Source organism: Adhaeribacter aerolatus (assembly GCF_007991635.1).
GTDB lineage: Bacteria > Bacteroidota > Bacteroidia > Cytophagales > Hymenobacteraceae > Adhaeribacter > Adhaeribacter aerolatus.
In genome coordinates, this window is sequence record NZ_BJYS01000020.1 from 110051 (window position 1) to 130545 (window position 20495).

At 46.5% G+C, this 20495-nt stretch carries 18 protein-coding genes; 3 read left to right on the plus strand and 15 right to left on the minus strand.

Annotated elements, in window-relative coordinates; genetic code table 11:
- Window positions 1-189: 189 nt before the first annotated feature.
- The 11 genes from AAE02nite_RS14170 to AAE02nite_RS14220 all read right to left on the minus strand — a co-directional run bounded on the left by AAE02nite_RS14170 (window position 190) and on the right by AAE02nite_RS14220 (window position 11528).
- Complete coding sequence (locus AAE02nite_RS14170) at window positions 190-726, minus strand: pyridoxamine 5'-phosphate oxidase family protein (RefSeq protein WP_146898498.1); 537 nt, start codon at window positions 724-726, stop codon at window positions 190-192.
- Between the two features lie 304 nt (window positions 727-1030).
- The gene (locus AAE02nite_RS14175) at window positions 1031-1207 is read right to left on the minus strand and encodes a DUF1059 domain-containing protein (protein ID WP_146898501.1); all 177 of its coding nucleotides are present in this window, start codon (window positions 1205-1207) and stop codon (window positions 1031-1033) included.
- 162 nt (window positions 1208-1369) lie between these two features.
- Complete coding sequence (locus AAE02nite_RS14180; RefSeq protein WP_146898503.1) at window positions 1370-1729, minus strand: nuclear transport factor 2 family protein; 360 nt, start codon at window positions 1727-1729, stop codon at window positions 1370-1372.
- A 45-nt stretch (window positions 1730-1774) separates the two neighbouring features.
- Window positions 1775-2734, minus strand: a complete 960-nt coding sequence (locus AAE02nite_RS14185; protein ID WP_146898506.1) for a homocysteine S-methyltransferase family protein — start codon at window positions 2732-2734, stop codon at window positions 1775-1777.
- Between the two features lie 312 nt (window positions 2735-3046).
- Complete coding sequence (locus AAE02nite_RS14190; protein WP_146898508.1) at window positions 3047-4054, minus strand: methyltransferase; 1008 nt, start codon at window positions 4052-4054, stop codon at window positions 3047-3049.
- A gap of 617 nt (window positions 4055-4671) precedes the next feature.
- Window positions 4672-5346, minus strand: a complete 675-nt coding sequence (locus AAE02nite_RS14195) for a YceI family protein (protein WP_146898510.1) — start codon at window positions 5344-5346, stop codon at window positions 4672-4674.
- 138 nt (window positions 5347-5484) lie between these two features.
- A complete protein-coding gene (ygiD, locus tag AAE02nite_RS14200; protein WP_146898512.1) occupies window positions 5485-6318 on the minus strand; it encodes a 4,5-DOPA-extradiol-dioxygenase in 834 nt (277 codons plus the stop codon).
- A gap of 196 nt (window positions 6319-6514) precedes the next feature.
- The gene (locus AAE02nite_RS14205) at window positions 6515-7060 is read right to left on the minus strand and encodes a Crp/Fnr family transcriptional regulator (protein WP_146898514.1); all 546 of its coding nucleotides are present in this window, start codon (window positions 7058-7060) and stop codon (window positions 6515-6517) included.
- Window positions 7061-7275: 215 nt separating this feature from the next.
- Entirely contained in the window at window positions 7276-8421 is a 1146-nt protein-coding gene (locus tag AAE02nite_RS14210; protein ID WP_146898516.1) for a glycoside hydrolase family 43 protein, read from the minus strand.
- 60 nt (window positions 8422-8481) lie between these two features.
- Entirely contained in the window at window positions 8482-10104 is a 1623-nt protein-coding gene (locus AAE02nite_RS14215; protein ID WP_246151042.1) for a right-handed parallel beta-helix repeat-containing protein, read from the minus strand.
- A gap of 104 nt (window positions 10105-10208) precedes the next feature.
- Entirely contained in the window at window positions 10209-11528 is a 1320-nt protein-coding gene (locus AAE02nite_RS14220) for a BNR repeat-containing protein (RefSeq protein WP_218033502.1), read from the minus strand.
- 236 nt (window positions 11529-11764) lie between these two features.
- Here AAE02nite_RS14220 and AAE02nite_RS14225 point away from each other — a divergent pair, with 236 nt between their 5' ends.
- Window positions 11765-12916: an endonuclease/exonuclease/phosphatase family protein gene (locus AAE02nite_RS14225; RefSeq protein ID WP_146898521.1), complete on the plus strand. Its 1152-nt coding sequence runs from the start codon at window positions 11765-11767 to the stop codon at window positions 12914-12916.
- Between the two features lie 827 nt (window positions 12917-13743).
- Here the strand turns inward: AAE02nite_RS14225 and AAE02nite_RS14230 are convergent.
- Entirely contained in the window at window positions 13744-15114 is a 1371-nt protein-coding gene (locus AAE02nite_RS14230; protein ID WP_146898523.1) for a glycosyltransferase, read from the minus strand.
- Window positions 15115-15546: 432 nt separating this feature from the next.
- Between AAE02nite_RS14230 and AAE02nite_RS14235 the strand changes: the two genes are divergently transcribed.
- The gene (locus AAE02nite_RS14235) at window positions 15547-15954 is read left to right on the plus strand and encodes an Rrf2 family transcriptional regulator (protein ID WP_146898525.1); all 408 of its coding nucleotides are present in this window, start codon (window positions 15547-15549) and stop codon (window positions 15952-15954) included.
- A gap of 77 nt (window positions 15955-16031) precedes the next feature.
- Window positions 16032-16682 (plus strand): NAD(P)-dependent oxidoreductase, encoded by a 651-nt coding sequence (locus tag AAE02nite_RS14240; protein WP_146898527.1) that lies wholly within the window; start codon window positions 16032-16034, stop codon window positions 16680-16682.
- Window positions 16683-16801: 119 nt separating this feature from the next.
- On the opposite strand, the gene AAE02nite_RS27100 is transcribed toward AAE02nite_RS14240, so the two are convergent.
- The 3 genes from AAE02nite_RS27100 to AAE02nite_RS14255 all read right to left on the minus strand — a co-directional run bounded on the left by AAE02nite_RS27100 (window position 16802) and on the right by AAE02nite_RS14255 (window position 20388).
- A complete protein-coding gene (locus AAE02nite_RS27100; RefSeq protein ID WP_246151038.1) occupies window positions 16802-16963 on the minus strand; it encodes a hypothetical protein in 162 nt (53 codons plus the stop codon).
- Between the two features lie 207 nt (window positions 16964-17170).
- Complete coding sequence (locus AAE02nite_RS14250; RefSeq protein ID WP_246151039.1) at window positions 17171-18808, minus strand: family 43 glycosylhydrolase; 1638 nt, start codon at window positions 18806-18808, stop codon at window positions 17171-17173.
- 473 nt (window positions 18809-19281) lie between these two features.
- On the minus strand, window positions 19282-20388 hold the full coding sequence (locus tag AAE02nite_RS14255) for a glycoside hydrolase family 43 protein (protein WP_146898529.1): 1107 nt from the start codon (window positions 20386-20388) through the stop codon (window positions 19282-19284).
- Window positions 20389-20495 lie beyond the last annotated feature (107 nt).

Consider the following 20495-nt stretch of genomic DNA (forward strand, 5'->3'; position numbering starts at 1 on the left):
TTGGTTCTTCTTGCCGCCTTATATTTATGACCTGAACATTATTAATACTCAAACTAATATATACTTGCTTGCAGTTCCTTCCTGATTTCGCAGCCAATAACTGTTTAGAATTGTTAATATTTTAGACTCACCCTGCTCTTAGTACTGCAACTAGTTTTGGGCATATTAATGGTACTATTTAACCCGCGTTTATACCCGCAGTTTACCTTCAATGGAGTCGTCGAGGGTAATGCCGGTTGCAGCTCCGGCCAGGGTTTTGACAAACGCAATGGCATTGCCGTGCTTGTTGTCCCAGTAATAGCCTTCTTTGGTGGCTACCTGAATGACGGTTATGCGCGGATCATCGATGCCTTCGGTAAACCAGGTTTTTAAGATCGGGTTCCAGAGCGCTTTTATTTTTTCCGGGTCTTTGCTAATGGTAGCAATACCGGCTACGCTGAGAAAATCGCTGTGGGTAGAGCCCTGAAATAAAAGATGTACCAGCCGGTCGGTGGCGATATCGGCATTTTTGTGGCTGTCGGCGGCACTTAAAAACCAAAAATTACCCTGCTCATCTACTTCCCGTACGGCCATGGGTCGCACTTTCAGGGGCAATCCGGTGGTTATTCTGGTACAGAAAAAGCAGGTATCAGCCTTTTCGGCCAACGCTTTTATTTTCTGACCGGCCGATTGCCCTTGCAAGTCTTCGTGGTTTTTCTCGGGTTGCTGCTGATTAATGCTGTCCATGTTCGTAGAATTATTAGTTCTATCATAAACCAATAACAGGCTAAAAGGTTATTCCTATTACTATTCTGTTCAGCCTTACACGCTTAAAACACCATCACTGCCAATAGCTTAATCTTTACCAAAAAGCAACAAGCCCCATTTTCTGCTATTGCATGTTAAGTAAGCACTGCCTCTTTTACCGGCCGCCGGCGGCTATTGTCAGTGAATATTATTTAAGCTTATTATAGCGGCCAAAACCGGCAGTAATCACCAGCCTTATCCGGCGGGTTTAAAACAGCAAACCTTTAATCAAATAACCTTCAGATCATCCCTTCTCTTCCCGGATAAGTGTTTTCACTTGCTGGGCCATTTCTGGTGTTACCTCTACGCCGTGTACGTTACGGGCATGTTGAGCAGCCTGCTGTAATATTTCATTTTCATTTTCGGCCCGGATAACGGCATTGCAATCGAAACCGACCTCGCGGCATTTTAATACTTTCATGGCTAAGGAAGTTAAAGATTTATAATAAATTTATTTAAGGTGGTAAAAGGACAGCAGTAACCAAATAATACGGCAACTATTCCAGTGGCTTACATGGGGGCGGTAACCGAAATCACCAACAGTAGCAGATAAGCTGTATTGGTTATAGTGGGTTATAGTGGATTATTTTGGAATGATATGAGCAGCCAAACTTTGCCATATAATTTTATCGCCGCTGATTTGGAAACTATCTGTCCCAACCGGAATATTAATAAATGGACTTTCAGTAGACCAAACCAAGTAGGCTTTATGCTCTTTTACAATTCGTTGCTTTATATCCAGGTTAAACTGTTCTTTGGGTAGAAGAGAAAAAATATACGTATAGAAAGCAGCTATGGCTTCCAAGCCAACTACGGCACCATCAGGTGTCCATACTTCCGATTCTGCGGAATAATCTTTCATTAATTCCGCTAAATCATTGTTTCTAAAAGCCTTTAAATGATGGTCCAGAATGGTGTCGGTTGATATTTGTAAGGTTTCCATAATAGTTGGGTTATGCGTGAAATACCAAATAAGGAATCTTGTTTTTCAACAATTTGCTGCTGTTGCTACCTGTTCGGCAATGGCCTGTACATGCCGTTCATCGGTACCGCAACAGCCGCCAAAAACTGTTAAGGCCGGCAACAAGTCCTTTAATCGCTTGTTTTCCCGCGCTAGTTCTTCGGGGTTACCGCTATCCAGTTCGGTTGCTTCGTCCAGTTCGGCGTGGCTTTTACAGGAGGCATTGGCCCGTATCCCTTTAATCCGGTTAAGCCAGGGTTCCCCGGCACTCTTCTGCAGTTCCGGTATAAAATGCGAAGGGTGGGCACAATTAATCATGTAATAAACAGGCCGTTCGGCTACCCTGCTATCTACCAAAGTAATTGCTTCTTGTAAGGTCATGCCCGTTGGCAGTTTTCCGTCGGTTTCCAGGGTAAAAGAAATAGCTACCGGTAGGTTTACCGTATTGGCCGCCCGCACAATGCCAATCGCTTCTGCAGCATAATTTATGGTCATGGCCGAAATCAGGTCTACCGGTAATTGGCTGAAGACTTCTATTTGGGCCGAGTGGTAGTGCTGGGCTTCTTCGGCGGACATCAGTTTTCCGGGTTTGTAGCCATCGCCCCGTGGTCCTATGCAGCCGCTGATAAGCAAATTATTTATTCTACCGGCAAATTCTGCTTTCAGGTCGGTTAATAATTGAACGGCTTTGGTATTAATATCCATTAAAGCCGATTCGGGTAAATTCATTAGTTTAAGCCAATCGGGGTTGGCGCGCCACGTCGGGCTTTCCAGTATAAATCCGGTGTTCTGCTGCTGGGCAATATTTAAATACCGCCGGTAATAATCCTGCATGGCTCGGTAGCCAGCTTCGTCGTTTAATAAATGGCAAGCCGCAAAATAAGGCAGCTCAAAACCTTGCAGAAAAACCAAAGTAGTTTCCAGCCCGCCATCGGTTAAAAATAAGTTATTGGATTGGTGCGGTAAACTTGTTCTGGTATCTGGCATGGAAGCGGTTGTTTGGGGTACAGAAAAGTAAAACCTACATAAGAACGCCTGATTAAAATAGGAGGAAATATAAGCGAAGAGAATTTACCTGAATATTACTTCAGATTGCTCCCTGGCAGCGGCTGCTACATCGAGCACCCGCTGCCCCTCCGCAATATTGGCCATTGCTAACATTTTGCCGGTGGCTTTACCCAACCATTAGTTTAACGTAGGGCTCCAGCGGTACCAGGCTGCTGCGGCCACCTGCCATTGGTCGCGGGTAGTATTTTTATATTTTACCGGGTCGAATGGAGGGGTTGTCGTTTCCATATTTTACACACAAACAGCTTCTAATATTGACACCCCCGCAAAAGTCTGAATTTCGCGTTCCAGCTGAAAACCCGCTTGGGCTAATAAATTTTGGTATTCCTGGAGGTTGCGCTGGCGGCCACCCAACAAGGTTAACATGTGAATATCCAGCATTTTAGACCAGTGCGGCCCTGGTGCGTCGGGGATTAATTGCTCAACCAGCAACAACTTTGCATGCGCCGGAGCCGCCTGCCGGATGGCCTGTAAAATCATCAGGGCCTCTTCGTCTGCCCAGTCATGAATTATTTCCATTACCAGGTAGGCATCAGCAACCGGAAGCGGATCTTTAAAGAAATCGCCTGCCTGCAGGCTCAGCCGCTCCGAAGCCAGACCGGCCGCTTCTGCCACTACATGGGGTAAATCGAATAATAGGCCTTTAGCTGTAGGGGTTGCCGCTAATACGGCTTTTAGCAAATGACCTCTGCCGCCGCCTATGTCTGCAATTGTTTTAAAACCAGAAAAATCATAAGCTGCCATCACCCCGGCTACCTGACCAACTGCTTTGGTAGCCATGGCAGCGTTAAAAATTTTATTATCTTCCGGGTGCGCACCAAAATAATCCCATAAACCCTCCGGAACAACTTTTTCGGCGGCGGGGCGACCGGTTTGTAGACTATATGTCAGCTTTTCGTAAATATTCCAGTATACCGGCAATCCGAACAGCCGGACAAAGGGCTGCATCGACTGCGGGTGGCTGCTGCGCAATAATTCGGAAACCGGTGAATGTTTAAACGCTTCACCCTCCTGCTGAAACACCCCGAAGGTTGCCAGCAGGCGCATCATGCGGCCCAACGCATCCGGACTTACACCTACCGCATTTGCTAAATCCGGGGCCGTGCGCGGCGAACTCTCCAGTACATCGGCCACGCCTAACTCTGTAATTACATGCAGGCAACGCGCTACACAGTAGCCACTGGTAAGTTGCGCCAGGGTTTCAAATGCATCAGAATTGTTTGATTGTTCCTTTTCCATTCTTTCCTTTTAATTTAAATAGTGAAAGAGAGAGTAGTAAGCAGAATGAAGGTAACAATAATTACGGAAAAGTCTAATATTTTATTTGTTTAATTTAATTAAAGTGCATTCCTAGAAACCAGAATACGTTTTGCACTTGAGAAATTAATTTTCACGACCCAATTTGGAAGTTTAGGTGAAGGTTTTCATATAAGCCAGCGCCTAACCACTTAAAACTGGCCCACAATATTTTGCACCGGAAAGTTTAAGGTCTTACACCATAATAGCTTTTGAATGATTTATGCAGGTGGCTGGTGCAGATCTACAAAATACTTAAATCGCTAACTAAAAGTTAACTACAGAATACTTTGAGCTTGTACTTTAAAATATAGGCCGGCAATATTCGCCGGTTTGTTCAGATAGAATACGCACTTGAAGTGTCCGGGACAAAATTAAAATTAGGTGCTAAACCTAAATAAAGACGCAAAATATACCGGTGGATGTACACTGAAACAACTTGGATGAACCGGGACTAGCGGGCTGCCAGTATAAAAGCAAGAACCATGCTTGGCTCTTTACTCAACAAAAAGCCCCGGCTCTAGCAGAACCGGGGCTTTTTATTACTTTAATATTTTAGATTATAAACGAGCTAAATCGTTTTGTTTAGCTACAATGTTGAAATCCAAAGTAAAATCATCGTTAATGGCTTTGTCGCCGATGTTAGCGAAGAAAGATTTAGAGCCGTAACGAACATCCCACTTGGTACGGTCTAGGGTAGCTACGCCTTTGGCAGTAGCTGTGCCGTTGTTAACCGCCACAGTAGCCGGAAAAGAAACAGCGTTGGTAATACCTTTAATGGTTAAGTTACCTTTAACGGTGTAGTTGGCCTGACCAGATTTGGCGCCTTTAATAGGAGTTACACTCGTGATCTTAAAAGTTGCTTTCGGGTGTTTTTCTACCGAAAAGAAATCATCCGACTTTAAGTGCCCTACTAATTTGCCGTTGTACTCCGGATCGGTTAGGTCGGTGTTCTTAATGCTGGTCATGTCGATATCGAAAGCACCGCCGGTTAGTTTGTTGCCGTTTACAGCTAACTGACCGTTGGCTACATTAATAGTACCGGAGTGTTCGCCGGTTACTTTTTTACCATTCCAGGTTAACTGGCTTTTAGCGGCATCTACCTGGTAGGTAGTGGCTTTGTTAACTTTGGTATTATTTACGGCAGTGGCAGTTTTGGTTTGAGCCGTAGCAAAGGTACCGGCCGATAAGAACAGGGCGGCAGAGAATAAAGCGGAAAAGGTTAATTTTTTCATTTTTAATTAATTTTCAGTTCTAAGTTTTAATTATGTAAATATTTAAGTAAAATTATTATATTAATGTATTTACAATTAATGTACATACATGTATTTTTAGTAAAAGGTTCGCTCCTGCTATAATTTATTCCGAAAAATTTAGCCGAGTTTAACGGAGGTCATGGTGAGCGAACCAGCCACGGCTTTGTCGTTGAAGAACGAAACCGCATCTTTTTCTCCTTTTAAGCCCAGGGTATATAATAGCGGCAAATAATGTTCCGGTGTCGGGATGGCCAAACGCGCTTCAGGACCCAACCGGTCGTAATGAATCAGGTTGGTGTAGTCGCCGCCGGCTATTAATTCCTTAAACTTGGTATTGAGTTGCAGGGCCCAATCGTAACCGTAGGCATCCTGGTTTAATTTATCCCAGGCCACCATGCGCAGGTTGTGCACCATATTACCACTGCCCATAATCAGCACGCCTTTTTTGCGGAGGGCATAGAGCTCTTTGGCCAAATCAAAATGGTATTGCGGCCCTTTGGTGTAGTCGATGCTTAGTTGCAGTACTGGAATATCTGCTCCGGGATACATGTGGCGCACAATGGTCCAGGTACCATGGTCCAGGCCCCAATCGTGGTCCAGTTCTACGTGAGCGCTCTGCAGCAGCGCAACAGTTTCCCGGGCTAGAGCCGGATTACCGGGCGCCGGGTATTGCACATCGAACAAAGCCTGCGGAAAGCCGCCAAAATCGTGAATCGTCTGGGGGAAATCCATGGCAGTAATTTTGGTGCCTTTGCTAAACCAATGCGCCGAAACTACCAGCACCGCTTTGGGCGTGGGAATTTCCTGTGCCATTTTTGTCCAGTGCCTGCTAAACTCATTGTCTTCAATGCCGTTCATGGGCGAACCGTGGCCCACAAAAAGTACCGGCATCAGATATCCGTCTTCTTTTAAATCGGAGGTAAACTTATTAAATGCGCTTAAACCTGTCATTCCTACTGCTCCTGCTACAAGGGTTTTTATAAAATTCTTTCGCTGCATGGTTATCACCTGCCCGCAAACCAAAAGCTTGCGGCAATTTTCTTTTATTTTGATAATGCAAAGTTACAATGCCTGGAGCAGGGCTCTATTGATGTGGGTTAAGAAATAGCCTTGATCTAAATCAACTGGTTTGTTTCCCAGGCAGCCTTTATTTTCCGGAGGCAAGTTGTTTGCGAATGCGGCTCAGCGTTTCGGGCGTAACACCCAGGTAGGAGGCAATCTGCTGCTGGGATATGCGCTGGGCAATATTGGGGTAAGATTCCAGGAGCTTGGTATATTTTTCTTCGGCCGAATAGCTTAAAGAACTTAACACCCGGCGCTGCATGGCAATTAAGCTTTTCTGCAACAGAATGCGGAAATAACGTTCCATTTTGGGCACCTTTAGCAGCAATTCTTTCTGCGCCTCGCGGGTTAACAGCAATAGTTCGGCATCTTCCAGCGCATCTATGTTGTAGGCCGAAGGTTCTTCGGTTAAAAAACTGTAAGAATCGGCAATCCACCAGCCTTCAAAAGCAAACTGAATCACGTGCTCCTGATCTTTTTTATCGACGTGGTACGAACGCAGTACGCCTTCCTGCAACAAATATTGCTTTCTGCGCAATTTCTTCAGAGTAAAAAAACTGGCACACAATTGCATCTCGTCTTCGTTCAGAAAAACTTTTTCACGAATGCTTTTAGCCAGTACTTCGTACATGAAAATCTATTTTCAGGAATTTTGGGGTACTTACAGCCTTAATTTTTATATCTAAATTACCGGCGCTGCCTTTCAAATTCAAAAGCTAACCTAACAGGGCAAAACGGATAATGCTTGCCCGTAGGAGCTTGATTTTTCCTGCCAACTGCCAAGCGGCCCGCGCGAAATTTCTACTGGCCCTTGTCTTTTGTAAACAGCATTCCCGATACCTTTGATTATCGTTTAGCGGTAGCAAAAGTGTTCAGCTTCCACTCATCTTGCCAGCGTAGTACCGGTTTACCATTCTCGAAAACCAGGGGCAGCCAGATGTAACGGCCATCGATGGGGTTATTGGGTCGCCAGCGGTCGGCCATAAAGATGAAGGCATCTTTTTTACCGGCTACCGGCAAAATAAAAGTACCCTGCGATTCAAACGTTAAGTCCGCGCCTTGGCCTACGGCCGGGTTACCTAGAGGTTGCCAGGGTCCCCACATAGACTCGGAAACAAAGGAGCGGGCGGCATTGGGGTCCCAACCGGTACAACCGGAGGTTATCAGGTAATATTTGTCTTTGTATTTACATATAGCCGGCGCCTCGTTGTGACCGGCCGGCGCTACCGCCAGCCACTTACCGGTAAAATTCAAATAATCATCCGTCAGTTCCGAAATATGCAGCGTCAGGTTTTCTTCGGCGGCGTGCAGGTGATAGGCTTTGCCATTGTCATCTACATACACGGTCATGTCCCGGGCCATCTGCCCTTTCTCGAAATCGCGCCGGATAAACAAACCTTCGGCTACTTCGTGCTTCCATTCGTCGCCCCAGGCTTTTAAATCTTTTTCGGTTATGGTTTTGGCTTTCCAGGCCGGGTTGAAATTAATGGGCCACACCCCGGCATTCGGCCGGTGCGATTTCAGGTAGGTATAAGGTCCGGCGGGGGAATCGCTTACGGCTACGGCGGTGCGGGCAGCATTGTATCCTTGCCCTTTCAGCTCCAGATGAAACCACATCACAAACTTTTTGGTGCGGGCATTATACACCACTTTGGGGCGTTCTATCACGCAGCCTTTTTCTATTTCGGAGCCGCTGTTTTCGGGCGCCACCGGTAGCGCAATACCTTCGTTCTGCCAGTTATACAAATCGGTGGAGGAATAACAGCTAACCCCAACATTGGCGCGGTTACCGCCTTTACCGGCTGTTTTGTGCTCTCCGAACCAGTAATATTTACCTTTATGAAAAAGAATACCGCCCCCGTGCGCGTTAATATGCTCGCCATCCGTATCGAGCCAGATTTCCCCAGGTTTAAAGGAAGTATTTAAAGCTGGAAAAACCGGTTTCCACCAACCTAGTCCGGCCAAAATCACTATCAAAAAAATACTTTTCATCGGAAGCTATTTTATTTTCTAAATTAATCCCACGCGGTTAATGCGCACAAGCACCATCCTTTACCGGGCCGGTTCATGAATACCAATGCTGGGGTGCTGGCCCGGCACTACCAAATTGCCGAAAAAATCTTTTATTGGTGCTGTTACCAGGGGTAAGCCTTTGCCCACAACCGGCGAGCCCACCTCCACCTGAAATGTTTTTAGAGCGGCCAGACCGTCCGCTTTTTTTAGCCTTACTATTTTAAAGCCCGGAGCTGCTGTCATACCGGCGGAGTCGGCGGGTTGCTGGTGATGCCGCCCGTAATATAAGTTATTTCTAAAAAAGTTGCGGCTGCTTTGGCCGTACAAATATTTAACGCCTCCTTCTACGTAAAAAATATTATTCGCAAAAAGCGTACTGTCGGCGTAGCCGTGCCAGGTATCCAGGTTTATCAGGGTGCTGTCCATGCCGGCACGCCGCTGGGTAACATAAATCAGGTTGTTGTAAATGCGCGTGTTGCGGGTAGGTCCGGCCACATGAATTACCGGCGAAAAACCGGCGTGCTGGCCTTGCGTGCGGTGCCCGTCGTTGATGCTAACATTGTACCGGATAATGCTGCCCACGTTGCCGGCATTATTACTCGCCGGGGAGCTGCCATCGTTGCAAACCAGCAAAAAGCCGCCTTCGTTATCGTGGCTGTAATTGTACTGAATAATGGTATTGCGGCAGTTCCAGTCGGAGTCGAAACCTTGTCCGTCCCAAGGCGCTTTGTGGTCGCTTACTTCGTTGTACTGAATAAGGGTGTTGTCGCAACTCCAGGGCCAGATGCCGGCAGCCGCTTCGCCGCGGGGTAACAGCCGCGGGCAATCGCGCATCACGTTGTATTCTATTAAAGCACCGTCGCAGCCGGTGGGCACAATGCCATCGCCGGGTACGCCTTCCAGCAGGTTTTTACGGATAACTACGTTTAAATTCGGATACCACTGGCTACGGCGCCAGTTACCGTTAATCAAAATACCATTGCGACCGCAGTTTTTTATACTACAGTTTTCTACCAGTAACCCATCGAACCGAGAAGGCGTTTGGCGACCGCCGTTTATGAAAATAATGCCGGCCCCGCCGCCCTGCTGTTTTACCAGGCTGCCGTTTACCTCGTGTACCTCCAGGTTGCGCAGCGCAATGTTATGGGCCGTACCGAAATCCGCTATTTCTACTTGTACGCCGTACCTTTTGGCCTCCCGCTCTTTGCCCTGGTTAGAAATAGCTAAATTATCCACCTGGATGTACTGGGTATTGTACAGCAGCACCGCCGCTTGATATTTTCCATTCGCCCTTATTTGGGGTTTGGCTCCTTTTCCGTACTGGTCGATAATAATTAACTTGTCCTTTGCGCCGGCGCCCTGTATTTTCAGTTGACCTTCATAAGTAGTACCAGCTTTAAACAGCAATTTATCACCGGGTGCAAAAACCTGGCTGTTTACTTTGGCTAAGGTTTTCCAGGCTTGTGCCGGCGAGCGGCCGGTGTGGGCATCATCTCCTTTAACGGCATCTACGTAAAACAGCCTCTCCGCAGCAGCTTTTTGGCTCGCCCGCTGCGAAAAAGTACAGGCGGAGCAGCAGAAAAGCAGAAAAAATATTCCCCCGATGTTCTGCTTAGTTAAGAAATATGCTGGAAGGTTTAGCTTTAATTTAATTGTTCGCATCAAAAATTATTATTCTAGTAGGTGTCAGCAAATGGACCTCCTCCCCCTACCCCCTCTCAAGGGGGACTTTCGTAGTTACTACCTTAAATAGTTGGCATTATTATTCAGGGTTTCCACTCCAGTATGCGTACCATCTGGGGTTTAATATTTTCCAGTTTTTCACCGTCGCCCTGTCCTACGTTTTGCACGAACACGTGCAGCAAGCCGCTGTTGCGCCAGAGTTCGGTATCGTAACTGGGTTCCCAGTGCCCAACAGCATCCGCTGTTAGATCTTTTACCTCCCACTTTTTAGTGGCCAGATCTTTACAAATGCTCACCGATACTTTGCTGCCCCGTTCCTCGTCGCGGAACAACATGTAGGCCCCAATTTTACCGCCGGTTTGGTTAACCATAATCTGCGGCCGGGCAATAGGTATCTTTTTGGTACCCCCTCCGCTCAAAGAAAAAGGCGTTTGGCGGTTAGATATCTGCTGCACCTGCCATTGGGTACCATCGTGGAAAACCAGGTGGTACTGCGGTACCGGCGAACCCGCCGGACGGAAATAAGTGGCGATATACGGTCGGCCTTGCGCATCGGCGTACATCGAGGTTGAGTTGATAAGCTCGCTTTTCTGGGGAATTTTTAAAGCGTATTCGGCTGTGGCTTCTTTAATGGGCAACTCGTATTTTTCGCCGGTAGATTTTTGCCAGGTTTTGCCGCCATCTACGGAGCGGGCATAAGCCATATCGTGGTTTGATGCTACATCGGGGCTTTCGCGCCACACCCACGACACATGAATGGTACCTTTACTATCTACAAATGCTTGCCAGTAAGCATTGCGAAGCTTTTCACCATCAATGAGAACATCGTGTAAACGGCTCCATTTCTTTTCGCTCCGGCTATACCGGTTCAACACCAAATCGCCGTTACCCGAAGCGCCATTGCGGTAAATAAACAGCAGGTCGCCGGTAGGTAAGCGGTAAAACTCCGGATAAGTAACCCGTGCTTCGTCTTGACCTACCATAGCCATTTTGGGTGATAACTCCAACGATCCCGGGCTTACGCTGCGGCTGTAGCGCAACGGATTGTTGTGATGATCCCAGGAAACATGCAAAAAACCGTCGCCGTCCACCATAATGCTAATAGCGTTATGGGCATCTTTTACATTTCCCTGGTAACTGGTTCTTTTTACTTCCCACCGCTTACTTTTTAGCGCGCGTCTGGCCAGCACCATATACCCGGCGGTATCGTAATAAGCGGTATACTGCATGCCCGCATGGCTTACCACCGCGTTTTTCCGGAAAATTACGGCATTGACGGCATTTTTAGACCATCCCAGCCCGACCGGCGTTTCGTTATCTATTCTTTTGTAAGCCATTGAAACGGCCAATGCGAGTAAAACCAAAACAAAAAAGGAAATTTTAAATCGGAGAAGTGCAGACATTTGCAATAGGTAATTCAGGCTGAAGCTAAAATTGGGGTTTGATGGCTGAAATATAATCAAAAAACCGAAGAATATCGCCCCGCCGGCTTATGTGGCTGCCGTACCAATAGCAATGGAAAACGTAAACGAATATTTTCGGAGGCAGGTGTGTTAAATTAGTTGGTTTCTCGTTTTCTTATTACCGTTTGTCGCGGTAAACTATTATTTTTAATTTTTTCAGCTAGTATCCTAAAACGGTGCAATTAATACATCCAGGCGAAAAGCGGTTGCGGCATATAACCATCCGGGCAAAAAAGAAGACTTTACTTTACAAGTTTATAGTTTTCCTGAACTGCCTGGCGGCCTTGCTATTGCTGGTTTCCATTCTGGCATCTTATATTAACCCGTCGTTTGCCTGGATGATTGCTCTGATTGGTATTGCCTACCCGTACATTCTGGTTGTTAACCTGCTTTTTGTTTTGTACTGGTTGCTTTTATTTGACCGCGCCATTTTTATCTCCATCGGGATGGTTCTGGCCGGGTACCCGGTTTTGCGCAATCATTTTCAGTTTACCTGGTCTTCGCCCCCGCCGCTGAACCAGGAGAAGGCGTTTAAGTTTATAAGCTTTAACACCCGGCTTTTTGATGTGTATGGCTGGACCGACCGGATTGACACCCGCACCCGGATTTTTAATTTTATTAAACAGGAAGCTCCCCAGATTTTGTGCATCCAGGAGTTTTATACTTCTACCAGCCGCTCGGGCTTTAACAGCCTCGACAGCATAAAGGCCTTGCAGCAATCGCCGTACGTGCACGTGGCTTACACGGCCACCAAATGGGGCACCGACCATTGGGGTATTGCTACCTTCAGTTCCTTCCCGATTGTTAAGAAAGGCAATATTCTTTTTAATGAAATCACGAATAATATTTGTATTTATTCGGATATCAAAGTTAACCAGGATACCATCCGGGTATACAATATTCATTTTCAGTCGAACCGGTTCCGGAAAGAAGATTACGAATTTCTAAACAAGCCCGACGAACAGAAAGATAAACTTTCGGCTTCCCGGAATATTTTAAACAAACTTAAAACCGCTTCCATCAAACGGTCGAAGCAGGTAGATGCGGTGGCCAACCACATCGAGCAATCGCCTTACCCCGTTATTATTTGCGGTGATTTTAACGACCCGCCTTCTTCCTATACTTACAATAAAATCAGCGGTAACTTAAAAGACGCCTTTGTAGAGAGCGGCACCGGCTTTGGTAATACTTATAACGGGCTCATTCCTTTACTTCGGATTGATTATATTTTACACGCGCCCCAAATTAGAAGCGCCGAGTTCCGGACCGTCAATCAAAAATTCTCAGATCATTTTCCGGTTACCTGCAAAATGGAGATTTTGCCGTGAGGCGGCTATAATACAGGTTTTGCTGTTGGTTAAGATTTTTGCCTTTTAAAGTTGTAGGTAATAGATGGAGAATATAAAGTCTGGCAGGACTAAGTTTTAAAATCAAATCTACTTCTGATAAATAGCACTTTTTAAGGTCTTATATTAGTAGGGTAAAATACCGCCACTTCTAAATGGTATTACACAAATATGTACTTTTTTTGAAAGATTCCATCTTTCAATGTTAAGGTGCTAACTGTTTTCAGAAGCCTAAGAAGCCTCCTGGCCGGCGGGCCCCGTTTGGCCGCTCGGGCCTTTCATCTTTCCTTTCCTCCTCCGTCGGAATGCCTCGTCCCTCGGCACCGGAAACCTGAAAGGCCCTCGCTGTCCAAACTGCTGTAGTATGTGCTTAGCTGCTGCCTTACCAAGTTCAATCTTTATTGAATAATAAGCCTCCGCAACAAAGCTTTTCCATAATGTTCCGGTTCGGCCGAACTCCTTCCCTGATTCAGGAAAGGTGCCCGGATGGCGGAAGGGTTAATCTTATCCAGGGAAAAAAACAATCATCCGCCGCCGTGGCAAAAGCCGGCGAATAGAAAAAGCGCGGAAGGATAATAAAAATCTTATTCAGAATTAATGCTTGACCAGATTTTCTATCGCCTGATCTTAAGCTATCGTGTGAACTTAATTGGAGTGTATATAAATTGTTAAACTACTGAGAAAGGAAAACCCCACAGTTCTGAAAAGCCTGTGGGGTTTACCTGTACTTATTTAACTCTATTATGAGAAATCAGTTTAAACCAGGCAAGTTTAGTTAAAAGGTAATCAGAAATAACTGAAGCTAAACTCTATTCCACTACAGCCATTTTTTCAACTTCAGTTGCCGCTTTATTTGGCATTTTACTTTCTGGGGTAGTACCCGTGGCAACGGGTTTGCCAATCAGGTCGGCTACGTATTTGGCACACAGTGCAGCCGGGTTGTAGAGGTTAAACTCTTCGCTTAGTTGCGTCACATTTTTCTTGTAAACTGGGTTTGCCAGTACCTGCTCTACGTTCAGGCGCATTTGCTGCGGGGTAGGCGTCTCGGTTTTCAGGTTAATACCTAATTTAAAATAGCCAATGCGGGCGCAAATTTCGTTTTTACCTTCGTGTACACCCGCCACTACCAGCGGCAGTTTGTGCTGGATGCCCAGCATCACGCCACCATAACCACCGTTGGTTACATAAACATCGGCCAGCGGCATTACCTCAGAAAAAGGGATAAAATCTTCGATAATAATGTTAGGCTGCGGGTAACGGGCTCTTAGTTCGGCCGTGCCGGACCCACCCGTGGTAACAATTACCAGCCGGTCCGAATCTTTAAAAGCTTCCAGGGTGGGTACAATAATTTTCTCGGGATCGGTTTCGACGGTACCCTGGGTAACCAATATTACTTTTTCGTAGGCCAGCGCTTTGGCGTGGTGCTTAAAGGTTACTTTGGTGTTTTTCAGGGTAGGCAGCAGCGGACCAATAAACCGGATATTGCGGCCCAAATCGCTTCTTTTGTATTCGAAACCGGGCGTACCGCTCTGCAAAACCAAATCAGATTTCCGGTACAGCACATCAAATAAATTTCCTTTCTCCTGCTTAATACCGTATTGATTAAACATATTTTTAATGAGTTTGCTCGATTCGCCAAATAATATTTTATCAGCAAAAACCCGCATTACGTCTTGTTTACGGCGGCTCCAGAAACTCGTGCGGGGCGTAATGGCTAAACCATTCGGGGCTAAATCTTTGGAGGTTTCGCTCAGCGGCATGATGCCTATGGAAATAACTTTTTTCTTCAGCTTTTCCCGCACCCACGGAATACCCGTAAATGTGATATCCGCAATCAGCAAATCGAAATCAAACTCTTCGTTTATCTTTTTAATGTCCTGATAAAACTCCGGACCGCGCAGCAGGAAAACATTTTTGATGTCGAATTGTAATTTGCTAACCTGGCTTTTACATTTTTCCCGCTCCGGAAACATCTCCTCCGGGTTACCCGCCGAAAAATCAATGGCATTTACCAATGGGTAATATGGAATGCCCAGGTTTGTAATTTTTTCTTCATACTTCCGGCCCGTGTACCAACGCACATCGTAGCCGATATTTTTTAAATGAACTGCCAAGCCGGTTAGCGGGTTAAAGTGGCCGTCGGCAGGGAAATTGGCGAATAATATTTTTTTGGTTTTCATAGTTTTATCTTTTTAGCGTTTTTCTATTGGGTTGAGTAATATTCTGGCTTTCGTAACCTAAGCTTGGCATCCTGTAACCAGCCTGTACAAAATAGCCCGGGCTTACATTCGCTTTAACTTATTGAGGTTTAAGCCTTTTACCCGGTGATGATACAAATATGCAGGGAGGTAGAGCGTTTGTAAAATAATATTGGCTAAAGCCCGCATTAAGGCGGCTGAATGGCTTAAACTAAGCTTTAAATAACCCGCTAAAAACAGGAAAACATTCAGTCTGAAACCGGCAAAACAGGGAGTCAGGGATATTGATAGAGACTTAATCTGGCCTGAAGCGGATGGATTGTCCTTAATAATCAATAATATATTTTAAATACAGGCCGTTGCATTTGAACCAAAAGTGTATTTACTTTGTACTGTAATAAATATTATTACAGTATGAACAACGGACGATTTGCTACGGCTTTACACATTCTGACCCTGCTGGCCAAACAGGAACCGGAATTGCTATCGTCGGAGTATATGGCCGGTAGTATTAATATTAACCCGGTTTTGGTGCGCAAGGAGCTGAGTAACCTGCGTAACCTGGGTTTGGTTACGAGTAAAGAAGGTAAAAATGGCGGTAGTACGTTGGCCAAACCCGCAGACCAGATTTTACTTTCGGAAGTTTATAATGCCGTCCGGCAAGTACCTTTATTAGGCCGTTCTAACGACCCGAATCCAAAATGCCCGGTAGGTAAACAGATAAACAATCACATTGGGGAATTGTACCTCGATGCCGAAGAAGCTTTGGTGCAGAAGTTAGGTAAACAAACCTTAGCTGATTTCGTTAACCGGTTCAGCTAATTTTTTTACCATTAACTGTAACAATAAATATTACAGAAATAAATTATTTAAATATTTTAAATCTTAACCCAAAAAAGATGAAAGTAGCCTTAATTGGAGCCGGTTTTGTTGGTTCCGCCGTTTTAAAAGAATTAACCGACCGTGGCCACGAAGTAAAAGTACTGGTACGCCACCCGGAAAAAGTAAAAGCCCCTAACGGCAAAGTATCCGTAGTGGCAACTGATGCCACACAGCCCGACCAAGTAGCCGAACAGGTGAAAGGCGCAGATGCCGTTATCAGCACTTACAACGCCGGCTGGACCAACCCTAACCTGTATAACGACTTTTTAGCCGGCTCCAAAGCCATTCAGGAGGGCGTTAAAAAATCGGGTGTAAAAAGATTTATAACCGTGGGCGGCGCCGGCAGTTTATACGTGGGCCCGGATACCCAGTTAGTAGATACCCCGCAATTTCCGGCCGATTATAAAACCGGTGCCCTCGCTGCCCGCGATTACCTGAATATTTTAAAAAAAGAGCAGGAACTGGATTGGACCTTTCTGAGCCCGGCCATCGAAATGCACCAGGGAACCTCCGGCGAGCGCAAAGGCACTTACCGCACCGGTTTAGAGAACCCGGTTTTTGACCAAAATGGCCGCAGCATTGCCTCCGTAGAAGATACCGCTGTTGCGATTGTAGATGAACTGGAAAACCCCAAACATATCCGGCAGCGGTTTACAGCTGCTTACTAAGTGTAATACCACTTCTGCTAAATGGTAATCTATAAATGGTCTGTTTCATCTGTTTATCTTTTGAAAGATTCCATCTTTCAAGGTAGAGGTGCTAATTAAGTTTATGAGTCTAAGAAGCCTCAGGGCCGGCGGGCCCCGTTTGGCCACTCGGGCTGCTCATCTTTTCTTTGCTCGTACCTCGCAATGCTAAAGCACCGGAAACCCAGAAGAGCATCTTCCAAAAGGCCCTCGCTGCCCAAACTGCTGTAGTATGCGCTTAGCTGATGCCTTTCTAGGTTCAATCATCAATTATTAAGCCTCCGCCACTAGCTAATCGGTGCCGGTTCGGCCGAACTCCTTCCCTGATTCAGGGAAGGTGCCCGGAGGGCGGAAGGGTTATTTTCTATCGAATAATCATTATTTGAATTGGTCTAACATAAATATTAATAAAAAGGAGGCATTTAGATAAGTGCCTCCTTTTTTATATCATCCCAACCAGGTAAGTGCTCCTAGCTGCTGTAATCAATCCGGAACCAATCAAAAGTGGCGGCTGTGCCGGCGGCGCCTTTAGCCGTCAGGCCGACGCGGATGCCCCGGTCCCAGGGCGGTAAGTAAGCGGCATCCAACGCCTGGTTGTTGTTTAGCGATTGCCAGTTCTGACCGTCGGGACTCCAGGAAAACTGCATTTTGTCACCGTCCTGCGTAGCCAACCGGAAATAGATTAAGCCCGTTTTAGGTGCCGCAGCCCGGGCCACGGTGCTGGTTTTATTTCCTTTGGTCGTCCAGAGCAAAATTTCGTTACCACTCAGGCCAATACCCATCGCATTATCCGGGTCGCCAATGGCGCTTAAGCTGGCCACGGTTCCTTTGGGTAAAGCTTGTGCATCTAAAACAGTGGTGGCAGTATAATCGGCAGTTTTAGTGCGCTGGCCTAAGAGGCTGCCAATTTTCTGCGGCGCAGCCTGTAGTAACAGCCGGCCATTATCATTGTTTTGCAAAGTAAAGCGCGGCACAGCCGTAACCGACCATTGCCAACTGGGTGTTAAAGTTTTGGTGCTAAATTCATCCTGCACATCCAGTTCATCGGGGGCATTCTGGTTATGCGGGGCAGCCGCCGTAACACTCGGAGCATTGGCATTAAACCGCGGCCAGTTATCAGCACCCCAGGTAATCGGGTCTAACAAGCCCTGGCGGCCCGGGTAAACAAAACCGTCGGTGCTGTAAGCGTGGTACATAAAATAATCTTTGCCCTGCGCATCCGTAACTACGGAGCCGTGACCAGCGCATTTCCAGGTAGCATTGGCTTTCATAATGGGGTTGCCACTGTATTTTTCCCAGGGTCCGCGAATATTTTTAGCCCGGGCTACCCCCACGCCATACGTACAGCCCCGGCCGCAGCAGGCATCGCCGGCATAAAACATGTAATAATAATCGTTCCGCTTCATTAGCGCCGGGCCTTCTACCAGGCCGCCTTCCCAGGTGTTGGGGTCGTTGCGGAACAATTCAAATTTTTCGCCCAGCAAAGCCGTACGTTCTTCGCTCATACGCTGGCCCCAGAGCGGCGTCGGCTTCTTCACGCTGTTGCCATCTTCTTTCCAAATCAGGTATAATTCGCCTTTCTCGTCCCGGATGGGGTAACCATCAATAGAGCCTGCTTCCTGGCAAACCAGCGGGCCGTGGTCGGTGTAGGGGCCTGTAGGGTTGGTGGCGCTGGCCACGCCCACGCATAAATTGCCGCCCTTTTTACCGGCCGTATAATAAATGTAATATTTGCCTTTGTCGTAGGAAATTTCGGGTGCCCAGAAATGCGCATCGGCCCAGCCGGGTAGTTTATCCGGGAATACGTGCCCCACCGTTTCCCAATCTACCAGGTTTTTAGAATGCAATATCGGAAACAGCGGTGCCCACTCCGATGAAGTAGCCGTTGCCCAATAATCGTCACCGACGCGCACTACCGACGGGTCGGCATAATCGCCGGGCAGCACCGGGTTGGTAAACGTTACGGCCGCCGCCTCCGCGCTTTCCGGGTTAGCTGTTCCAGTCTCAGTTTGGGCAGTAGCTGTTTCTGACTGTTGCGTATTTGGCTGTTTGTTTGACCCACAGGAAAAGAGCACGTAACAAACCAGCGGCAGGAATATTTTTTTCATAGAATAATTAAGTGATGTTACGCAAAAGTTTAAATAAGCAGGTTTAAGAACCCCACTGCTGTCATTCAGGAGGAAACTATTTAGCAAGCAGCCAAATAGTTTCCTCCTGAATGACAGGTTTGGGCTCAAGATACCAAAATTTTATCTTTCCCAAATTGCTGCGTAACATTAGTAATTAAGTGGTGAATTTTAAAATTGGAAATTTTAATGTTACTCACAAAAGAAAGAGAATGTTTTAAGCCACTCTCTAAGCCACAAAGGCACTATTTATGATTCTGATTACGCCAGAGAATCTTCCTAATTATACCAATATTAACTAGTAAATGCGCAATCTACAAGAGTTATGTTGAGCCTATCGAAACAGCTGAATCTACTTTTATTAAACTGTAATAGATCCTTCGACAAGCTCAGGATGACAAAACTCTTTTTGAAGCGAAATTCCATTTGATAGTAGTATTATTTCTTTCCGCCGGTTACTTACTTATCAGTTCAGCCAACTTTTCACCAGCCGGAAGTTTAATAGGAACGCCCGAAGAAATAGGTTTACCAAAATCCGGGGAGCCGTCTTTTTTCCAGGTAAACGGCTGTAGCCGGATTTCGCGTTGCCAGCCCGGCGTGGTTGATTTCTTGGCATGGTAATAAATCCAGTCTTCGGTATTATCCGGCGATTTGGTAAAACTGCAATGGCCTACGCCAAAAACATCTTCGGTGCTCTGAAAAACCGGTCCGGATTTTTGCCAGTTAGCCGGCTCCATCGGATTCAGTGTCGTATCCGCCAGCATTAATTGCGCCAGCCGGTATTCTTTCAGCCACGATTCGCGGCAGGAATAAATAATAAAAGCCTTTTCTTTTTTCCGGAGTAATTCGGGTCCTTCGTTTAAATCCAGTTCGCCGCCGGTCTCCCATTCTTCGGTTGGCGAAGATATTTTAACCCGGTTACTGCTGATGGTGTAAGGGTTGCTCATGCGGGCAATATACAAATGCTGTTTAGTTCTATCGGTATCGGCGTTTTCTTCCCACCCCGACCACACGGCGTATAATTGTCCGTTCATCCGGAACGGGCTTAAATCAATGGCCCACTTCACCGAAGCGGCATCCTGGATATTATCGCCGGTGTACAACATGCCTTTGTCTTCGTAAGGCCCAAACGGATCTGCACTCACCGACTCTAGCACGCCCGACCGTTGGTAAATAAAAGGGCCACCGGGCTTGCTGCCGGCGGCGTAATAAATATACCACCGGCCGTTCATAAAATGAATTTCGGGTGCCCAAATATTGCTTTGGTTCCAGCCCGAAGTAGGCGGCCGCCACACTACTACCCGCTCGCCTAATTTCGTTAAACCATCGGATTTGGAAACATAAATCCCCCCTTTGCCCGAGCCACAGGAATAATAAGCGCCGTTTACTTTAATTACCCAAGGGTCGGCGCCATCGGCAATGGGGTTGGTAAAATAAGCATCGGCGGGCTGTTGCTCCGCTTTATTACTACGCTTGGCTTCGGGCGCTAAAGTGCTGGTAGAGCAACCAACCAGAAGCGTAACGTAAAATAGGGCGGCGAAAAGCCTAATCTTTAGGAACATACCGGTTGGCAGTTAAAATGAATGTAGGCGAAAAATATAGAATAAGAATAGAATATTCATCATCCATCGGTGTTTTTGCCTTCCATTTATTATTTTATCCTAAGAGC

What these genes read in the sequence shown, in the direction of transcription:
- AAE02nite_RS14185 (WP_146898506.1), bottom strand. Translation starts at nt 2,734, where the DNA reads ATGCCAGATACCAGAACAAGTTTACCGCACCAATCCAATAACTTATTT.
- AAE02nite_RS14255 (WP_146898529.1), bottom strand. Translation starts at nt 20,388, where the DNA reads ATGTTCCTAAAGATTAGGCTTTTCGCCGCCCTATTTTACGTTACGCTT.
- ygiD (WP_146898512.1), bottom strand. Translation starts at nt 6,318, where the DNA reads ATGACAGGTTTAAGCGCATTTAATAAGTTTACCTCCGATTTAAAAGAA.
- AAE02nite_RS14220 (WP_218033502.1), bottom strand. Translation starts at nt 11,528, where the DNA reads ATGTCTGCACTTCTCCGATTTAAAATTTCCTTTTTTGTTTTGGTTTTA.
- AAE02nite_RS14195 (WP_146898510.1), bottom strand. Translation starts at nt 5,346, where the DNA reads ATGAAAAAATTAACCTTTTCCGCTTTATTCTCTGCCGCCCTGTTCTTA.
- AAE02nite_RS14205 (WP_146898514.1), bottom strand. Translation starts at nt 7,060, where the DNA reads ATGTACGAAGTACTGGCTAAAAGCATTCGTGAAAAAGTTTTTCTGAAC.
- AAE02nite_RS14190 (WP_146898508.1), bottom strand. Translation starts at nt 4,054, where the DNA reads ATGGAAAAGGAACAATCAAACAATTCTGATGCATTTGAAACCCTGGCG.
- AAE02nite_RS14210 (WP_146898516.1), bottom strand. Translation starts at nt 8,421, where the DNA reads ATGAAAAGTATTTTTTTGATAGTGATTTTGGCCGGACTAGGTTGGTGG.
- AAE02nite_RS14235 (WP_146898525.1), top strand. Translation starts at nt 15,547, where the DNA reads ATGAACAACGGACGATTTGCTACGGCTTTACACATTCTGACCCTGCTG.
- AAE02nite_RS14175 (WP_146898501.1), bottom strand. Translation starts at nt 1,207, where the DNA reads ATGAAAGTATTAAAATGCCGCGAGGTCGGTTTCGATTGCAATGCCGTT.
- AAE02nite_RS14230 (WP_146898523.1), bottom strand. Translation starts at nt 15,114, where the DNA reads ATGAAAACCAAAAAAATATTATTCGCCAATTTCCCTGCCGACGGCCAC.
- AAE02nite_RS14180 (WP_146898503.1), bottom strand. Translation starts at nt 1,729, where the DNA reads ATGGAAACCTTACAAATATCAACCGACACCATTCTGGACCATCATTTA.
- AAE02nite_RS14215 (WP_246151042.1), bottom strand. Translation starts at nt 10,104, where the DNA reads ATGCGAACAATTAAATTAAAGCTAAACCTTCCAGCATATTTCTTAACT.
- AAE02nite_RS14250 (WP_246151039.1), bottom strand. Translation starts at nt 18,808, where the DNA reads ATGAAAAAAATATTCCTGCCGCTGGTTTGTTACGTGCTCTTTTCCTGT.
- AAE02nite_RS14170 (WP_146898498.1), bottom strand. Translation starts at nt 726, where the DNA reads ATGGACAGCATTAATCAGCAGCAACCCGAGAAAAACCACGAAGACTTG.
- AAE02nite_RS14240 (WP_146898527.1), top strand. Translation starts at nt 16,032, where the DNA reads ATGAAAGTAGCCTTAATTGGAGCCGGTTTTGTTGGTTCCGCCGTTTTA.